General features: G+C 40.9%; 16 protein-coding genes and 1 tRNA gene. 6 read left to right on the forward strand and 11 right to left on the reverse strand.

Annotated elements, in window-relative coordinates; all coding sequences use genetic code 11:
* Positions 1 to 58 precede the first annotated feature (58 nt).
* Positions 59 to 244, forward strand: a complete 186-nt coding sequence (locus F0227_RS19145) for a DUF2065 domain-containing protein (RefSeq protein ID WP_171754853.1) — start codon at positions 59 to 61, stop codon at positions 242 to 244.
* A 97-nt stretch (positions 245 to 341) separates the two neighbouring features.
* On the opposite strand, the gene hflC is transcribed toward F0227_RS19145, so the two are convergent.
* From hflC to tsaE, 8 genes are all read right to left on the reverse strand, one after another.
* A complete protein-coding gene (gene hflC / locus F0227_RS19150; protein WP_171754854.1) occupies positions 342 to 1,310 on the reverse strand; it encodes a protease modulator HflC in 969 nt (322 codons plus the stop codon).
* 2 nt (positions 1,311 to 1,312) lie between these two features.
* Entirely contained in the window at positions 1,313 to 2,515 is a 1,203-nt protein-coding gene (gene hflK, locus F0227_RS19155; protein ID WP_171754855.1) for an FtsH protease activity modulator HflK, read from the reverse strand.
* A 27-nt stretch (positions 2,516 to 2,542) separates the two neighbouring features.
* Positions 2,543 to 3,850 carry a ribosome rescue GTPase HflX gene (gene hflX, locus F0227_RS19160; protein WP_171754856.1) on the reverse strand — a complete coding sequence of 436 codons (1,308 nt, stop codon included), beginning with the start codon at positions 3,848 to 3,850 and terminating at the stop codon, positions 2,543 to 2,545.
* Positions 3,851 to 3,879: 29 nt separating this feature from the next.
* Positions 3,880 to 4,146, reverse strand: a complete 267-nt coding sequence (gene hfq / locus F0227_RS19165) for an RNA chaperone Hfq (RefSeq protein WP_171754857.1) — start codon at positions 4,144 to 4,146, stop codon at positions 3,880 to 3,882.
* A 171-nt stretch (positions 4,147 to 4,317) separates the two neighbouring features.
* Positions 4,318 to 5,250, reverse strand: coding sequence for a tRNA (adenosine(37)-N6)-dimethylallyltransferase MiaA (gene miaA, locus F0227_RS19170; RefSeq protein WP_171754858.1), 933 nt, complete (start codon positions 5,248 to 5,250; stop codon positions 4,318 to 4,320).
* 8 nt (positions 5,251 to 5,258) lie between these two features.
* Complete coding sequence (mutL, locus tag F0227_RS19175; protein ID WP_171754859.1) at positions 5,259 to 7,244, reverse strand: DNA mismatch repair endonuclease MutL; 1,986 nt, start codon at positions 7,242 to 7,244, stop codon at positions 5,259 to 5,261.
* The gene (locus F0227_RS19180) at positions 7,241 to 8,941 is read right to left on the reverse strand and encodes a LysM peptidoglycan-binding domain-containing protein (protein WP_317918059.1); all 1,701 of its coding nucleotides are present in this window, start codon (positions 8,939 to 8,941) and stop codon (positions 7,241 to 7,243) included. Before F0227_RS19180 ends, mutL begins: the two co-directional genes overlap by 4 nt.
* Positions 8,942 to 8,958: 17 nt before the next feature.
* Positions 8,959 to 9,423 (reverse strand): tRNA (adenosine(37)-N6)-threonylcarbamoyltransferase complex ATPase subunit type 1 TsaE, encoded by a 465-nt coding sequence (gene tsaE, locus F0227_RS19185; protein ID WP_171754860.1) that lies wholly within the window; start codon positions 9,421 to 9,423, stop codon positions 8,959 to 8,961.
* Positions 9,424 to 9,687: 264 nt separating this feature from the next.
* Here tsaE and queG point away from each other — a divergent pair, with 264 nt between their 5' ends.
* The gene (queG, locus tag F0227_RS19190; RefSeq protein WP_171754861.1) at positions 9,688 to 10,800 is read left to right on the forward strand and encodes a tRNA epoxyqueuosine(34) reductase QueG; all 1,113 of its coding nucleotides are present in this window, start codon (positions 9,688 to 9,690) and stop codon (positions 10,798 to 10,800) included.
* A 925-nt stretch (positions 10,801 to 11,725) separates the two neighbouring features.
* On the opposite strand, the gene F0227_RS19195 is transcribed toward queG, so the two are convergent.
* Positions 11,726 to 11,801 (reverse strand) — tRNA-Gly (locus F0227_RS19195).
* Between the two features lie 186 nt (positions 11,802 to 11,987).
* Positions 11,988 to 12,533 carry an oligoribonuclease gene (gene orn / locus F0227_RS19200; protein ID WP_171754862.1) on the reverse strand — a complete coding sequence of 182 codons (546 nt, stop codon included), beginning with the start codon at positions 12,531 to 12,533 and terminating at the stop codon, positions 11,988 to 11,990.
* Positions 12,534 to 12,674: 141 nt separating this feature from the next.
* On the opposite strand from orn, the gene rsgA reads away from it, so the two are divergent.
* The 4 genes from rsgA to F0227_RS19220 all read left to right on the forward strand — a co-directional run bounded on the left by rsgA (position 12,675) and on the right by F0227_RS19220 (position 17,470).
* Complete coding sequence (gene rsgA, locus F0227_RS19205; RefSeq protein WP_171754863.1) at positions 12,675 to 13,730, forward strand: small ribosomal subunit biogenesis GTPase RsgA; 1,056 nt, start codon at positions 12,675 to 12,677, stop codon at positions 13,728 to 13,730.
* A gap of 83 nt (positions 13,731 to 13,813) precedes the next feature.
* On the forward strand, positions 13,814 to 14,680 hold the full coding sequence (gene asd, locus F0227_RS19210; protein WP_171754864.1) for an archaetidylserine decarboxylase: 867 nt from the start codon (positions 13,814 to 13,816) through the stop codon (positions 14,678 to 14,680).
* Positions 14,681 to 14,978: 298 nt separating this feature from the next.
* Complete coding sequence (locus tag F0227_RS19215) at positions 14,979 to 16,397, forward strand: SLC13 family permease (RefSeq protein ID WP_171754865.1); 1,419 nt, start codon at positions 14,979 to 14,981, stop codon at positions 16,395 to 16,397.
* A 185-nt stretch (positions 16,398 to 16,582) separates the two neighbouring features.
* Positions 16,583 to 17,470: an EamA family transporter gene (locus F0227_RS19220; protein WP_171754866.1), complete on the forward strand. Its 888-nt coding sequence runs from the start codon at positions 16,583 to 16,585 to the stop codon at positions 17,468 to 17,470.
* Positions 17,471 to 17,537: 67 nt separating this feature from the next.
* Here the strand turns inward: F0227_RS19220 and epmA are convergent, their stop codons facing one another.
* Complete coding sequence (epmA, locus tag F0227_RS19225) at positions 17,538 to 18,512, reverse strand: elongation factor P--(R)-beta-lysine ligase (protein WP_171754867.1); 975 nt, start codon at positions 18,510 to 18,512, stop codon at positions 17,538 to 17,540.
* Positions 18,513 to 18,867 lie beyond the last annotated feature (355 nt).

Below are 18,867 nucleotides of genomic sequence, written 5' to 3' on the forward strand. Positions count from 1 at the left end.
CAAAAAAGGCATTCGTTTGCCTTCAGATTCATGTCACATAAAAGCAGGTAACATAAACATGACAAATTCAATCTGGTTAGCGATTGGTCTTTTATTGATTGCAGAAGGTCTCGGTCCACTGATCGCACCTAATGGATGGCGAAATATGGTGGCTGAAATGAGTAAGCAGCCAGACAATCAATTACGGCGAATTGGAGGTTGCCTAGTCGTTTCTGGGGCTGTGATTGCGTTTATGGTGCTATAAATTCAACTCATTATAAGTTAAGCCAATAATAAATCAGCAGACATAAAAAAGGCTTCATCACTGAAGCCTTTTATCACTATTAGTAATCACAAAAAGATTACTTACCAATCACACCTTTAGCGTCATTCATATATTTGAAGAACTCGCTCTTAGGATCAAGTACTAAGATATCATTCTTACTACTAAATGAACGCTCATATGCTCTAAGAGAACGTAAGAAACTAAAGAACTCAGCATCTTTCTTATACGCATCTGCGTAGATTGCTGCTGCTTTAGCATCCGCAGAACCTCGAGTCACACGTGCCGTTCTATCTGCTTCTGCAAGTACGGTAGCAACTTCAAGCTCAGCTTGAGCACGGATAACTTCCGCTTTCTCACGACCTTGAGAACGGTGTTTACGAGCAACAGATTCACGCTCTGCACGCATACGACGATAGATTGATTCACTGATTTCATCAGGTAAGTTGATTTTCTTCATTCTGAAGTCAACCAACGCAACACCAAGGTCGTTCATCGCACTTTCACGAGTACCATTTAATACTTCGCTCATGATAACGTCACGCTCACCTTCAATCTCTAATACTTCTTTAGAGACTTCAGATATACCATCATCAGCAAGAACAATAGCACCGGAACGAGGACCAGATACGATCTGCTTGATCTCTCTAGCACCGATTTCTGCACGAAGAATATCCGTTACTTTTCTTTCAAGTAGTGCCTGAGCAGTTAGTGTATCACCACCGCCAGTTGCCAAGTAAAATTGTCCAAAATCTTCGATTCGCCACTTAACGTAGGAGTCGATGATGACATCTTTTTTCTCGGAGGTCACAAAACGGTCAGCTCTACCATCCATTGTTTGGATAAGTGCGTTCAGCTCTTTAACTCGATCGAAGAGTGGCATTTTAAAATGCAAACCAGGCTCATAGATGCGAGACATTTCTGTATTGTCTTTCAGGACTCGGCCAAATCGAATAACGATTCCGCGCTCACCCTCTGGAATAACAAAAACAGACATTAGCAGCATCGCTAGCGCAGCGAAAATAACAGGGATCATTAACTTACGCATTCTTAGTATCTCCCTTGACGTGTGCTAGTTGAACTAGAGGATGATGTCTGATTTTGATTGTCAGATCTTTGTGATTCAAGCTCAATATCATCATAAGCAGATGTTGATTGTGCTTTACGTTTTGTCGACGTTTCACTTGAAGATTGGCCTAACTTATCAATAGGTAAGTACAACAGGTTACCACTTGATTCAGAATCAATTAACACTTTAGATGTAGCTGTGTAAACTTCTTCCATTGTGTCTAAGTAAAGACGATCACGGGTAACGTTTGGTGCCGCTTGGTATTCTGGTAGTAATTTCTCAAACTGAGCTACCTGACCAAAAGCTTCATTAACAATACGTTCGGTATAACCTTGAGCTTCTTTCTTCAAACGTTCTGCTCGACCAGTCGCTTTCGGCAAGATCTCATTTTTATACGCTTCCGCTTCACGAATGAAACGCTCTTCATCTTCTCGCGCTGCGATAGCATCATCGAAAGCATCTTTTACTTGCTCAGGAGGACGTGCTGACTGGAAGTTCACATCAACAACTATCAAACCCATATCGTAGTTATCGATAATACGGTTCAACGTTTCTTGAGTACTTTGACGAATTTGTTGACGACCACTGGTCAAAATGCTGTCCATCAATGAGTCACCAATCACTGCACGCAATGCAGAATCAGTTGCTTGACGCAAACTATCGTCAGCATTGGTTACTCTATACAGATATTTATAAGGATCCGACACACGGTACTGAACCCCCATTTCAACGGTTACTACATTTTCGTCTTTCGTTAACATGGTACCAGATGCACGTAATGCACGGATGGCTTGAACGTTAACCGGAGTAACTTCATCAATAAAGCGAGGACGCCAGTTCAAACCAGGATCAACGATATGATCGTATTTTCCTAGGCGTAAAACTACCCCTCTTTCTGCTTCACCAATTGTATAGAAACCAGAGAACACCCAGATAGCAATTGCTACGATGGCAATAAGACCTATTCCCATCGCTCCGCCGCTGCCACCTACTGAAGGTATTCCACCTTTTTTACCAAATTTTCCACCCAGCTTTTGACTTAGTTTATTGAACACTTCGTCCAAGTCTGGCGGTCCTTGATCTCGGCCACCGGAATTCCGGTTGCCACGATCTTTATTACCCCAAGGGTCATTATCGCGGCCATTATTATCGCCGTTATTGTTACCAGGCTCATTCCACGCCATTAGAAAGCTCCATCATTTGATATGACGTTATACTGTAGCAGTCCTTTGGTGAACGATAAAGTCACCTAAAACTGCCCCTTCTCTTTTCTCAAGTCTAGACCAATCTACTTGTTGCATTCGGATATTGATCAATAAGTTACCATCTGATTCATACTCTTCTTTTTGAATACTTTTCATATTGAAGAATGTACTACGAAAACGACCCTGATATTGGGGGGGAATTCGCAGCTGATACTGAACCATTTGGCTTGCCAAGCGCTCAGTGAGTGCTTGGAACAATAAATCAATGCCATTACCTTCCATTGCAGAAACCCAGACAGTTTGAGGTAAACCCTCTTCATCTCGTTCAATACGAGGTTGTTGTCCTTCAAGATTATCAATTTTGTTCATCACTACCAAAGAAGGGATTTCATTTGCTTCAATCTCTTCTAGTACTTCATGAACAGCACTCATATTCTCTCGAAAACGATCATCACTGGCATCGACAACATGCAGTAGGATGTCCGCTTCTTGTGTTTCTTGCAGCGTTGCTTTAAAGGCCGCAACTAGATCATGGGGGAGATGTCGGATAAAACCAACCGTATCCGCTAAAATAGCCACACCAACATCATCTAATTCGATCTTTCTTAAGGTAGGATCCAGTGTTGCGAACAGTTGATCCGCAGCATAGACACCCGCCTCAGTAATACGATTAAACAGTGTTGATTTCCCCGCATTGGTATAACCAACCAACGAGATTGTCGGAATCTCAGCTCGATGACGAGCTCGTCGGCCTTGTTCTCGTTGTTTAGCAACTTTCGCCAAACGACGTAAGATTGCTTTTATTCTGTCACGCAGTAGACGCCTATCGGTTTCTAACTGTGTTTCACCAGGGCCTCTTAAACCGATACCACCCTTTTGTCTTTCAAGGTGAGTCCAACCACGAATAAGTCTCGTTGAAAGGTGACGTAGTTGAGCTAATTCAACTTGCAACTTACCTTCGTGGGTTCGGGCTCTTTGAGCAAAAATATCCAATATTAGGCCAGTACGGTCTACTACTCGACATTTGCACAACAGTTCAAGATTTCGCTCTTGAGCAGGAGAGAGGGCGTGATTAAAAATCACAATTTCAGCACCAGTCAACTGAACAGCTTGAGCTATTTCTTGGGCTTTCCCTTCTCCAACATAGTATTTGGAGTGCGGAGCTTGTCGGCTACCGGTGATTACCTGTAACGTATTGACTCCAGCAGAAGATACCAGCATTTCACATTCGCTAAGATCTTCCCACTCACCATCCTGAGTGAAATTTATATGAACAAGAATAGCCTGTTCACCGGCTTCATAACGGTCAAACAAGCAACTAACCTCGTGTTAAATTATAACTATTAATCTTCAGATTTCTCTTGTTGACGCTCTCCATGAGGGCGTTCTGTGTTGCTGTGGTGTGTTACCGCACGTGCAGGTACTACTGTAGAAATCGCATGCTTATACACCATTTGATTTACTGTATTCTTCAAAAGAATCACAAATTGATCAAAAGACTCGATCTGTCCTTGAAGTTTAATACCATTAACTAGGTAGATTGAAACTGGCACACGTTCGCGACGTAGCGCGTTTAAGAACGGGTCTTGTAAAGATTGCCCCTTAGCCATTTTATATTCCTTATTTGTTTGTTGTTGTAATTATTTAGCTTATGGTGCTCGGCAATATTATTATTCTGCTTTTGCATTCGAGCTAAATGAATCAAATCAGCCTTTCCCATAACCTATAGATCATAAGAGAAAGACTTTCACGCAAAAACGATCACATTATACACAGCAAAATCAGTTTGAAGCTATTGCCTCTGACATGATCTTATACGACTGTTCAATGTTCTCGCTATCTAACCAAGTTAAATTATCCCAACTGCGTAACCAGGTAATTTGTCGCTTGGCCAATTGACGGGTCGCGCAGATTCCACGAAATTTCGCTTCCTCTAAATCACAATTCCCATCTAAATAATCCCACATCTGTCGATAACCAACACACCTAATAGAAGGTAAATCCGGATGAAGCTCTTTACGAGAATAGAGTGATTTCATCTCTTGTTCAAATCCGGCGTCGATCATTTTATCAAACCTAAGCTCAATTCGACGATGCAGCTCTGCCCTTTCCTTAGGCGCTATTGCAAATTGCTTTACGTTAAAAGGCAGTTCATCCCCTTTAACTTGAGTCAATTCAGTTAATGTTTTACCTGAAATTCGATAAACTTCCAATGCCCTTGATAACCTTTGAGGATCATTCGGATGAATTCTTTGTGCAGAGACGGGATCAAGATCTCTTAATTGAGCATGTAATGCGCTCCAACCATCCTTTTCTGCTTCTAATTCTATCTGCTTACGAACCTCTGGATCAGCCGCTGGAAGTGGTGATAAGCCCTCAAGTAGGGCTTTGTAATACAGCATCGTTCCGCCAACGAGCAGAGGAATTCTTCCTGCATTAACAATCTCGTTCATCTCGATCAATGCATCACGTCTAAAGTCAGCAGCCGAATACGCATCAATGGGATCTAAAATATCAATCAGCCGATGAGGAGCCAAAGCTAACTCTTCAGCACTTGGTTTTGCGGTACCAATATCCATACCTTTATAGATAAGTGCTGAGTCAACACTAATGATATCGACCGGAAACTGTTTTCTTAATTTTATGGCTAAGTCGGTTTTTCCTGAGGCGGTTGGCCCCATTAAAAATAATGCTAATGGTAGTTCTTTTTTCATTCTCTGGCTTAGCCAATGCTTAACTTGGCAATAGTTGTGTCAAAATTAACAGCCTGAACAAATTGTTTGTCAGATAATGGCAAAACTCCCTGCCATAACTGTTCTAATTCAGTAATTATTTGAATCCCTTCAGATAAAGTATAGTCACATTTTACCTTAGTGACTTCTGTTGCTAACCAGTTCGCTAGAAAAGCCTCATTAATATCACTTTTAGCGTCACCCAATAACAGCAACAACTCAGGAATTACGTGTTGTAAGTTTTGCTGACGTAATGGTTGAGGTACGCCCATTACCATTATGCTATCTATCTGCTTTTCTTTTAGTTGAATCGCAAATTTCTCTAGTAATGGTTGTCGTTGCATCGCCTTTTCCACTAACTCTTTACCCACCTTAATTGACAATGGGACAAGCAAAGGTTGCACCGTTAATGCTTGCGAGTCTGTTTGCAACTGGCCTAATACGCGATACCACTCTGCCTTTTCAAGTGACAATAATGCGGCATCATTATCAGTTTGCACAAGTAAGTACTTACTTTCAATTATACAGATTGCCTTTCCTATTTTACTGATTGGCTTTTCTATTTTGTCTAATTGATGATTACTCTGCTCTGGTTGATGTCTATCTTCACGATTAATTTTAACATCATCAAATTCTGGGGTGGTTAGCAGCTCTTTATATGCCTTTAATTCTTTTTGGCTTGGCGATGGCGTTAATTCATTACTTTTAGATCGCTGCTCTTTTTTTGAATATGACGCTCTAGGTATCGCACCATCACCATTGTTGATGTTGGCTTGTTTTTGCTCGTTTTCATTTACCGCTTTAGTCCCAAAACTATCTTTATAACCCGCTCTACCAGGATAAGAGGGGATATTATTGATCACCTCTTGTTCTCTATATGTCGCCACAGCAGGTTCTTCAACTTCCGACTTTTGCTCAACATTCGAATCGTTATCGACTCCATAAGCTGATTGGGTAGTTTTCGGCTGATCAATGTAATGGCTTTGCGCTAAAGCATCTGATAACGCTTGATAGATAAAATCATGAACCAGACGAGTTTGATGGAAACGTACTTCATGTTTTGCTGGATGTACATTAACGTCCACCTGATGTGGATCAAGCTCAATAAACAGAACATACGCAGCAAACTGATCTGACATCAAACTTGTTTGATAACTTTGGCGAATAGCATGGTTTATAAGCTTATCTTTCATCATGCGTCCATTCACATAACAGTACTGCAAATCATTTTGTTGACGAGCACCATCAGGAGAAGTAATCCAACCATGCAACTTCATTCCATTGTGTTCCAGTTGGATACTAAGCATGTTTTTAACAAAGTTACTGCCACAAACTGCGCCAATTCTTTTCTCAGTCTGCAGTTGATTCTTGGCACTTCGGTACTGTCTTACTCCTTTACCGTTATGTCGTAAGTTAATGGTGACATCAAATCGGCTGAGAGCAATACGCTTTAACAGCTCATCAATATGAGTAAACTCTGTTTTCTCAGTTCGAAGAAACTTTCGTCTGGCAGGGGTATTGAAGAACAGATCAAGTACTTCTACAGAAGTACCAATAGGATGTGCCGAAGGTTTCAACTGCACTTCCATTTCGCGACCTTCACTATACGCAGCCCAAGCCTGATCTTGTGTTGCAGTACGGGAAGTCAGCGTTAACCTAGATACAGAGCTGATACTTGCTAATGCTTCACCTCTAAACCCCAAGCTAACAATAGCTTCGAGATCATCCAGCGTATGAATTTTTGACGTGGCATGACGACTCAGCGCAAGCGTCAACTCATCTTGAGGGATACCTTTACCATTATCGCGAACACGAATTAACTTACTGCCCCCCTTCTCGATATCAATATCGATACGGGTAGCACCAGAGTCTAAGCTATTTTCTACCAACTCTTTAACCACTGAAGCAGGTCTCTCAACCACTTCTCCAGCTGCTATTTGGTTCGCCAGTCTCGCCGGCAGTATTTTTATCGTCATCTATTTGGTATAACCAGAACTTGGCCAACAGCTAGCTTATCGGAACGCAGCTTATTCGCGCTACGGATACCATTAACTGTCACACCGTATTGAGAAGCGATTTTACTTAAGAATTCCCCGCGTTTTACTTTATGTTTACGAATAGGAACATCTTTAAGTTTGACGGTAATTTTCAGCTTTTGTCCAACCCAAAGGGTCTCTTTTTTCAGCCTATTCTGTGCTTTGATGCTAGCCACTGTGACTTTGTATTTGGTCGCTATTTTACCGAGATACTCTCCAGACTTAACTACGTGGGTAATCACCTTTGTTTCTACTGGGTTTGCTTGTTTTTTAACAACAATAGGTGAACGATTGGCTGGAATGATCAGTACCTGACCAATAGCTAAGCCGCTGCTTTTAAGATTATTAGCACGCATTAATGCCTGTGTGGTGACACCATATTTTTTTGAAATCACAGATAAAGACTCTCCTCTAGAGACTTTATGCTTCTTCGCATTTCGCCGTTGTGCAAACAGAGTGCCTTCAGGTGGTGTGGTTTCAAAGTACTGAACAATCGCTTTGGTTAAAGCTGTCGCCAACTTATCTTGATGCGTTCGCTGGAAAAGCAGCTTTTCCTCAGTCGGATTAGAGATAAAACCCGTTTCAACCAATACAGAAGGGATATCTGGTGACTTTAAAACGGCTAGACTAGCGTGGACAGGATCTTTTTTATGTAAACGTGTCACTTTCCCCATTTCCTTTAGGATATGAGTCGCAACCTTAAAGCCCTCTTTTTGAGAATGACTGAATTGCAGATCTAACAAAGTTTGGCTGACATTTTTATCGGTATTCGTTTTTGACAGAACTTCACCTGCGCCACCTAATAACTCAGATTGCTGTTCTTGTTTTTCTACCCAGCGAGCTATTTCTGAGTTTGCACGCGACATATTCAATACGAATACGGAGCCCCCTCTAGGTTTAGGAGAGCGAAAACTATCTGCATGAACAGAAATCAACAGATGGGCTTTATTTTTTCTTGCAATAGAAGAACGTTTATTCAGGTTAACAAAGTAGTCACCTTTTCGCGTCATTACCGCTTTGATACCTGGAATGCTATTTAGTTGCTGAGCAATCTTTTGCGAAATACTTAGGGTTGCATGCTTTTCATATTTTCGAGTAGGTCCGATAGAGCCGGGATCTTCACCACCATGCCCCGCATCTATCGCCACGATAATATCTGCCGTTCCTGCTAATTGAGAGGCATCTTTACTTACTTTTGGCTGAGTAACCGTTGCACTGCTTTTAGTTGGCGTTTTACTTGATGCTTGGTGTGGAATATCAATCACTAATCGGTGACCATACTCTCCACCAGGTGTTGGCTTTAATTTAAATAAATTGGCCGCTGCTTTTCGTTTTAATTCAAAAACTAGACGATAAGTACCTTTCTCTGGTGGGGTGCTTTTACGGACTTTGCTTAGAATTTTGCTGTTTTTAACCGTAATCGGCAATTTTGTATCAATGTTGGTTTTTTTCAGATCGACAACTAAACGATAGGGGCTGGATAAAGTAAAAAAGCTATACTCGACTTCAGTTTTTAGATCAATAACCACTCGAGTTTCGTCTGGCGACGGCCAAACTCGTAGACTTTCCAACGTATTTGCAGAAACGTTTGATGTTAACGCAGCAATCAATGTTGTGAATAAAATCAGGCAAAGTATTCTAAACTGCTTATAAATCAAGATAGCTCCATTCTACTAAGCAAATTTAAACCATAATCATTATTGGCCACCAAATAAGCAACTCTCTGCTCACCATGATAACGCAACTCAATATCTAGATCGGCTTCAGGCAGTAAACCCTGACCTTTCTCAGGCCACTCAACCAAGCAAATCGCATCATCGGTAAAATAGTCTCTTATCCCCATAAACTCGAGCTCTTCTGGATCGGCCAGCCGATATAAATCAAAGTGGTATACCTGCCAAGAAGCCAATTGGTAGGGTTCAACCAGGGTGTAAGTAGGACTCTTAACATTGCCTATATGACCGAGCGCTCTAATAAAACCTCGACTAAACGTTGTTTTGCCTGCACCTAAATCACCATGTAAATATATAGTTGTTTGTTGGCTGCATAAACTGGCTAAAGACGTTCCTAATTGAATAGTCGCCTGTTCATCATTTAAAGTCGTTGTTATTGTCTTCATTGTACTTATTTATCTTCTATCTTCACTGATTACAAAAATCAAAAGAACAGCAATAGTAAACCTTATTCAAATTGAGAGACAAGACCCTAGCGAATAAGTTTCAAATTTACTACTACTTCAGAGAAACTCAATGGCAATCTTCTCTTCAAACAGCCAAGTTAAATAGCCTGTTCTGCTCAGCGATACATCCATCGATTGAGTTGTTTTAGTATATAGATAAATCAGCTAAAATTGATGTCATTATTTATAATAATTTTAATTATCATGGACTATCAAGAACTATCTGACAATATCAAAAACTGGGGAAAAGAACTTGGTTTTCAGCAGGTTGGTATCTGTGATATAGATTTATCTAAGTATGAACAAGCGATGCTTGATTGGTTAGATGCGGGTTACCACGGTGAAATGGAATGGATGGCCAGACACGGCACGATGAGATCCCGACCAGATGAACTACTGCCCGGTACCTTACGAGTTATCAGTGTAAGGCTGGATTATCTACCACCTGAAGCTCAGTTTTCTTCTGATTTAAGGGACACTAATCAAGGATATATTAGCCGCTACGCACTTGGACGCGACTATCATAAACTATTAAGAAATCAGCTTAAAAAGCTTGGTCAAAAAATAGAGCAACAAGTCAACGAACTAGGTTATAGACCCTTCGTTGATTCCGCCCCTATTTTAGAACGACCTTTAGCACAAGAAGCCGGTTTAGGTTGGATTGGTAAACACTCGCTTATTATTAACGAGAATGCAGGTTCCTGGTTTTTCTTAGGTGAACTACTTGTTGATATACCACTGCCCGTGGATAAACCAGCAACAAATGAGTGCGGAAAATGTCGAGCATGTATAACCTCCTGTCCAACGAACGCGATTATTGATGACGCAGTTGTCGATGCAAGAAGGTGCATTTCATATTTAACTATTGAGCTTGACGGTACTATCCCAGTTGAATTTCGAAAAGCGATAGGGAATAGGATATACGGCTGTGATGACTGTCAGTTAGTTTGCCCGTGGAATCGCTTCTCTGAGCTAACGGAACAACCCGATTTCTATAGAAAAAAAGAATTCCAATCTAATGAATTATTAACGCTATTTTTATGGAGCGAGCAGGAGTTTTTAAAAAGATTAGAAGGTTCCGCAATACGACGCATTGGTTACATTCAGTGGCTAAGAAATATCTCCGTCGCATTAGGCAATGCTCCTTATTCATTAGAAATAGTAAGCGCACTCGAGAATAGACTAGGTATTAACTCCATATTGGATGAACATATTACTTGGGCAATTGAACAACAAACGAATCAACTGCCGTATAAAAACACAAAAACAGAGCGATTAATCCGTATCGTACAAAAAGGATTACCACGTGATGCCTAAAATGGGCACTTTATTGATTAGTGCCTATTTCCATTTTCCGCTTATACCCATTCAAGTACTCAAATATAAATTAATGCAATTGGTATCATTTCTTTATATAAATAATAATGACTATTTTATGAGCTATTTATTTGACATTGCCCTCAAAAATGAGGTGTGGAAAAGAAATATAGCCTTATAGCAAAACGTTTACTTAGAAAAAGTTAAACACATTAGTAAGAAATGACAAAGATCAATGAAAAATCAGTTAATGATCCTTTCAGATCATCCCCCACCAAAGAGAAAACCCACTACAACTCTTAAATATCAACAGGTTACGTTTGATTGATTGGATAATTAGACCTTTGTTTTCATAGTAATGATCTTGCAATAATAAGAAATATCGTAGGGAAAATAATTTTATTCACTAGGTTATCCACAGAACTTGTAATGTGGATAAGTCTGTTAATTATTTTTTAAAAACTGGACAGAGCCACCGAAAATGCTGAGCTAAAGCGGTGGAAAATTTTTATTGATAAAACACTAAGTATTTTGATGTTTGATGTAATGCTTCACAGCATTAAAAGAGCGATACAACTGGGTATATTACCCAACAGCAAAGGATAAATTGCTTTTGTGAGATTTTGTAAAACTTGGAACAAGATAAAGAGCAGTATTTTCTCAAAAGAGAAATTGGTTGCGACGCTGGATTTAAACCCATGACCTTCGCTGGGTTTTATGAATGGCTAAGCCCGACGAGCTAGCAAATCACAACACCTTTAAACTTAATTGCAGAGGCTGGACTTGAACCGATGACCTTCGCTAGGTTCTATGAATAGCTGAGCCCGACGAGCTAGCGAATCACAACACCTTTAAATTGGTTGCGGGGGCCGGATTTGAACCGACGACCTTCGGGTTATGAGCCCGACGAGCTATAAATAAAATTTGGAGCGACACACGAGGTTCGAACTCGTGACCTCAACCTTGGCAAGGTTGCGCTCTACCAACTGAGCTAGTGTCGCAAACTGAATCGTCTTTCGTCGTTCAGGGCTGCGAATTATAAGAGCATTTTTTTGTGATGCAAGTCCTTCTTCAAAAAAAGTGAGTTTTTTTTACTACTTGCTGAAAAAAGAACCAATAAACTCACCCAGAGGAGTGCATTAACACGCTAACTCCTCATATTGATGTCTCTGAGTATGGAGCAGAGACTAAATAGAGAAGATGTTGTCTCGATAATATTTCAGTTCCGCAATAGATTCACGAATATCATCTAGTGCCAAATGGCTCCCCGTTTTAGAAAAACCATCCAATACTTCTGGTTTCCAACGACGAGTTAGTTCCTTTAAAGTACTTACATCAACATACCGATAATGGAAATACTCTTCTAGTTCAGCCATATGCTTGTATAAAAAGCGTCTATCCTGCCCAATACTATTACCACAAATAGGAGATTTTCCTTTAGGAACCCACTTCTCTAAGAAAGTAATCGTCTGCTTAATCGCTTCTTGCTCATCAATATTGCTTGCACGAACTCGCTCTACCAGCCCACTACCTGTATGTGTTGTTGTACACCACTCATCCATTTTATCTAATTCTTGCTCTGACTGATGAACAGCAATGGTGGGGCCTTCCGCTAATATATTTAATTCGCTGTCTGTCACAATTGTCGCGATTTCGATGATCTTGTGCTGTTCCGGGTCTAACCCCGTCATCTCAAGATCTACCCAAATTAAATTTTGATCACTGAATGACATTGATGAATTGCCTATTTTGTCGATAAAAAAGGTATGATACTCGTCCAAAGGTGAAACAACCATAGGCTGTGTTAACGTTTCGAGGTTTCTCGTTACTGTTGAACAACGTAAAAATAGCCCCCGATAAGGCAACAAGATACTGTGGCAAAAAAGAAAAAGCTGACAAAAGGTCAAGTTCGACGCGTTCGAAACAATCAGAGTAAGCGTCTGAAGAAAGACGATAATGTTCAATGGAACGAAGAGATGCTAGGCGACACAAAAAGTGGTCTAGTCATTACTCGTTTCGGTCAACATGCTGACATTGAAGATACCGTCACAAAAGAGATCCATCGCTGTAACTTGCGTAGAGGCATTGAAAGTCTTGTCTCTGGAGACAATGTAATTTGGCGGGCAGGTCTTGAATCTATGGCTGGCATTTCAGGTGTCGTTGAAGCGGTAAAAGAGAGAAGCTCCATTTTAACTAGGCCAGATTATTACGATGGTTTAAAGCCTGTAGCTGCTAATGTAGACCAAATGGTGATTGTATCTTCTGTATTGCCTGAACTGTCTCTCAATATTATCGATCGCTATCTCATTGCGTCAGAAACATTGCATATAGCTCCTCTTATTGTTTTGAATAAAATTGATTTACTCTCTTCTGAGCAAATAACCGAGTATCGTGAACAGCTCTCCATTTACGAAAAAATTGGCTATAAAGTTCTATTTGTAAGTAAAGAGTCAGGTGAAGGCATTAGTCAGCTTGAAAGCGAATTACAAGATAGGATTAATATTTTTGTTGGGCAATCTGGCGTAGGAAAGTCTAGTTTGGTCAATGCATTGCTACCAGAGGTTAACGTTGAAGAAGGTGCGGTGTCGGAAAACTCAGGATTAGGCCAACACACCACAACAGCAGCTCGACTGTACCACTTCTCTACTGGCGGTGATTTAATTGATTCTCCAGGAATACGAGAGTTTGGTCTGTGGCACCTAAACCAAGATGAAGTGACAGAGGCATTTGTTGAGTTTCGTCCACATCTAGGAGGATGCAAATTTCGAGACTGTAAGCACCTCGATGATCCCGGCTGTATTTTGCGCCAAGCCGTTGACGAAGGAAAGATATCTGCAATACGCTTTCAGAGTTATCACCGAATTATCGATAGCATGACAGAGAACAAAGCCAATCGACAATATTCTCGAAACAAAAAAGCCGATCTTTAATTACTAGAGACAATTAACATACTGACAACCTTGGTAAGATTAAGTACTATCTTGCCACTTGTCTGACACTAAATGACATCATTATGAAACTATCTGATCGAATTAAAATTTGGTTCCAAGTCTGGGCACCAAAACATGCCATTACCCGACTTGTCGGTTTATTAGCCGCAGCCGAGCTGGGGAAATTTACTACCATGATAATCCGACTGTTTATCAAGCAGTACAAGATTAATATGGACGAAGCTCGCCACTCAGATCCTGCTTTTTTCTCGTCATTTAACTCTTTTTTTGTTAGAGAACTAAAAGAGGGAGCGAGACCCCTGACGGAAGATAGCAATGTGATCACTCACCCTGCGGATGCATGCGTCAGTCAATTCGGTGCTATTGATGATGGTCAGCTTGTTCAAGCCAAAGGACACCAATATTCTGCACAAGAATTATTAGGTGGTGATGCTGATTTGTATAAAGAGTTTGAAGGCGGTGATTTTGCGACGCTTTATCTCTCTCCTAGTGACTATCACCGTGTTCATATGCCATGTGATGGTATCTTACGTAAGATGATATACGTACCAGGAGATCTCTATTCAGTAAATCCTCTTACCGCCGAGAACATTCCTAACCTGTTTGCCAGAAACGAGCGTGTTGTCTGTATTTTTGACACCAAATTTGGCCCCATGGCTCAGATACTTGTTGGTGCAACCATTGTAGGAAGCATAGAGCTTATTTGGGCAGGAACAGTCACTCCACCAAGAGGGAACAGTGTATATAGCTGGGACTATCCAGCATCAGGACACAACGCTGTTTCACTAAATAAAGGTGAAGAAATGGGCCGCTTTAAACTGGGCTCAACGGTTATCAATCTATTTGCTAAAGAAGCCATTGATTTTGATTCCAGTATGGAGAATGGTGTCACCACTCGATTAGGAACTCCTTACGCCAATATCAAATAATCGATATCCTTCATTAATAAAATCATCAATATTAAGTCATAAGCAAAATTGACATTGCTTATGACTTTTTTGCTTTAAATGCCTCAATTTATTGACCAATAACAAATCGCTGAAAAAAAATTCCTTCTTATTTTCAAAACTCTATGCGGATCTTAGTAAGCAGGTTTAGCTTACTTTATGCTAGTTTGCAGACAATTTTAAACTTTAGACCGATGGCCAATGAAAACACTCTTTTTAACGTCAAAAATGTAAATTCAAAGGTAAGCCTTTCGGTATCAATAACGAGGTTACGCGTACGATGAAGAAAAAAATCAATCCGGCAACGCTAATAAAACTCTTTATTTGCTTTGCCATCCCGTCTTTGGTTTTGATGATACCGATTGATTCCATCCCCATAGATGATCTCACATTAATACAGCACCGCCTCTTAGCGATATTTTTGTTAGCTGCGCTACTATGGGTATTGGAACCTGTCCCAGTGTTTGCAACTTCAATTCTTATTATTGCCCTTGAACTGATAATGATTTCAAATAAGGGGCTGCATCTATTCAGAGAGCCCCCTCTTGGTCATGATCTTGGCGAATTGATGAATTATAAAGATATTTTCAGTGCATTTTCATCACCAATCATCATTCTATTCATGGGGGGATTTGCTCTCGCTATCGCAGCCTCAAAATACGAATTAGATAACAACCTTGCACGAGTATTGTTAAAACCTTTTGGTAAAAAACCGAAATTTATCATGCTCGGTTTAATGCTAATTACCGCTGTATTCTCTATGTTTATGTCTAATACCGCGACAACGGTTATGATGCTGGCTCTACTAGGCCCAATCGTAGCATCGGCACCCAAAGGAGATTTGGGTATTAAGGCTCTGGTGTTATGTGTGCCCATTGCTGCTAACACGGGTGGTATTGCAACTCCGATAGGGACACCTCCAAACGCCATTGCCTTACAGTACCTCACTGGTGAAAACAGCATCGACTTTCTTTCTTGGATGATGATGGGACTTCCATTTGTGATTGTGCAATTAACTTTTGCATGGTTCCTACTACAAAAACTGTTTCCCTCTTCCCAAGAGGAGATGACTTTAAAACTGGATGGTTCATTTAAAAAGAGTTGGCGAGCTATCGTCGTCTATGCCACATTTGCAGGCACCATTCTACTTTGGATGACAACAAAGCTGCACGGCATGAACACCTATGTGGTATCGATTATCCCACTTGCGGTGTTTACCCTTACCGGCATTATGGGCAAAGAAGAGTTGAAACAGATCAACTGGGATGTACTCTGGCTTGTTGCTGGTGGTATTGCCATCGGGATAGGGTTAGACAAAACGGGATTAGCTGAAGCACTCGCACACGCTATTGACTATGAATCTCTATCGCCATTCTCAGTCGTCATAACCTTATCTTTGGTCTGCTGGATTATGGCCAACTTTATGTCTAACACCGCAACGGCTAACTTGTTAATGCCAATAGCCGCCGCCATTGGCGCCTCAATGGAAAGCTTAGTGAGCATTGGAGGGTTACAAGGACTACTAGTCGTCGTCGCATTCTCAGCGTCACTGGGTATGATTCTTCCTGTATCCACACCACCTAACTCATTGGCATACTCTACTGGCTTTATTGAAAGCAAAGATATGGCGAAAACAGGGATCATCATTGGTGTTGTAGGCCTTCTTATTGTTTATGCCGCAGCACTCGTTATCACCTGATTTTTCAGTTCAAGTAACTTAATCTAAGAAGCACCTGTTATTGGTGCTTCTTTACTTTGTCATATAAGTCAACGTTCGCTCAGCAACATTAATCCCTCTCTGATGAATTTAATTCACTCTGCTCTCGCGGTTATTAAGATATTCGGGTAGCATGAATTCACCATCAATTGAAAATAATTATCATTATGAGCTATGAGTGGCTTGCTCTCGCAGCGGCGTTTTTATGGGCAATTTCCAGTTTAGTATCTGTCACGCCTGCTCGTCATCTCGGCTCATTTGCATATAGCCGATGGCGGATGGGCTGCACAGCCGTCATGTTAAGTGCTATGGCGCTAATTAGTGGCGGTTGGCTAACCGTCACTAGCCAACATCTTACTCCCATGATGTTGTCAGGATTGATCGGCATATTTATAGGTGATACTGCTCTATTCGCCTGCATGAACAGAATGGGCCCACGACAAGCCGGACTCCTCTTCTCTTGTCATGCTGTTTTCTCCGCCATTATCGGTTATTTCCTGTTTAGTGAGACCATGCAGGGAAAAGAGTTACTTGGCGCCATTTTTGTTTTTTCTGGCGTACTAACCGCTATTTTCTTTGGTAAGAAAAAACAGCAACAGCACGACTGGGAAGCGGTTAAAGGAAACATTTGGATTGCCGTAGCATTAGGATTACTTGCTGCACTCTGTCAAGCTTTAGGGGGCATTATCGCTAAACCAGTAATGCAAACAGCGGTGGATCCAATAGCTGCATCAGCTATCCGAATGATTACCGCTTTTATCGCGCATCTCACCTTCCGGTTGTCAGGCTCTAAGTTAGCTCTAGCACTAAAACCCATCACGTTGCGTATCTTTTTGATAACAGCTCTAAATGGTTTTCTTGCCATGGCGGTAGGCATGACATTGATACTCTATGCTTTGAGAGATGGTAATGTTGGCATGGTGGCGCTTCTCTCTTCAACAACACCTATCATGGTACTGCCAATATTATGGATATACATCAAACAGAGACCGAACAAATTTGCTTGGCTGGGGGCATTGATCGCCGTAATAGGTACTGGGCTCATTGTAAATTGATAAACAGAAAGGTCAGATTGCGCTGGGTCTGACCTTAATTTAAAGGAAAATTTAGATGGTTTAATGGCTATGCTCTTGGAAAAGAAAACGCTGTTACTTCATCTATATGCTGGCACTTCAACGCTAACATAACTAATCGATCAATACCCAATGCCACTCCGGCACACGCAGGAAGCCCCGCTTTTAACGCATCGATCAAATGGTAATCAATAGGCTGCATTTCTAGCCCCATTTTCAGTCGCTGCTGATTATCTTCTACAAATCTTGCTAGCTGCTCATCCGCATCATCCAGTTCATGGAAACCATTTGCGAGCTCTATTCCTTTAAAATAGACTTCAAAACGATCCGCAACTCGTGGATCACTCTTATTAATCTTTGCTAATGCAGCTTGGGAAGCAGGAAAGTCATACACAAATGCTGGCGATTTCTGACCGATATGAGGCTCAACACCAATACTAAAAAGTAGTTGTAATAACGTATCTCTATCTTGTTCATCGGCAGCAATATCCTCTAAGCCAATATTTTTAGCCACCTTTTTTAGAGCTTCCATTGAAGCTTCCAAAGGACAAACCTCTAGTACACTTAAAAATGCTTGTTGATAGGTCATTCTTACTGCTTTTCCACTATCTAAAACACGTTGTAGTAGCTCATCCATTTCATCCATTAAATCATGATGATCAAAACCAACCCGATACCACTCCAACATCGAAAATTCAGGGTTGTGATAACGTCCATTTTCTTCATTGCGAAACGCTTTACCAATCTGATAAATAGACCCACTTCCCGCCGCAAGAAGTCGCTTCATATGAAATTCAGGGCTAGTCATTAAGAACAGTGACTGTCCAGTTGAATAACCGGGACCAACAAAATGAGTCTTAAAAGTATGTAAGTGAACATCCGTCACTGTTGCATGACTTATCGCGGGTGTTTCGACTTCCATCACCTCTCTTTCTAGAAAGAATTGGCGAATAACTGAAAGCAGTTGAGCCCTGTTTTTAAGTTGTTGAATTGTTGCACTAGGTTGCCAGTTTTGTATTGTCATATTGCTATAAACTATTGGTAGATATGTAAAATTAAAATCGTTAAACGTTGCTCAGTGATACTTGTCACACATTACGTAAATCCTGACTTCTCTCTAGCATTTCTACGGCAAAAATCCATCAATATCAATTTTTTCCTGACATTGGTGCCGTAAACTAGTTAAAGGAATTAATTTAATAATAACGATCTAATGCAATTGCTGTTGGGATGGGCTTAATCACATAAGTTCATCCCTCATTATTTTGCTCACTCACACTGGAGGATAACTGTGAAAACCATAACCACAGATATCGCGGTCATCGGCGCTGGCGGCGCCGGTCTTCGTACTGCTATCGCAGCGGCTGAAGCCAACCCCG

Source organism: Vibrio sp. 99-8-1 (assembly GCF_013114595.1).
In the GTDB taxonomy this organism is placed as follows: Bacteria; Pseudomonadota; Gammaproteobacteria; order Enterobacterales; family Vibrionaceae; genus Vibrio.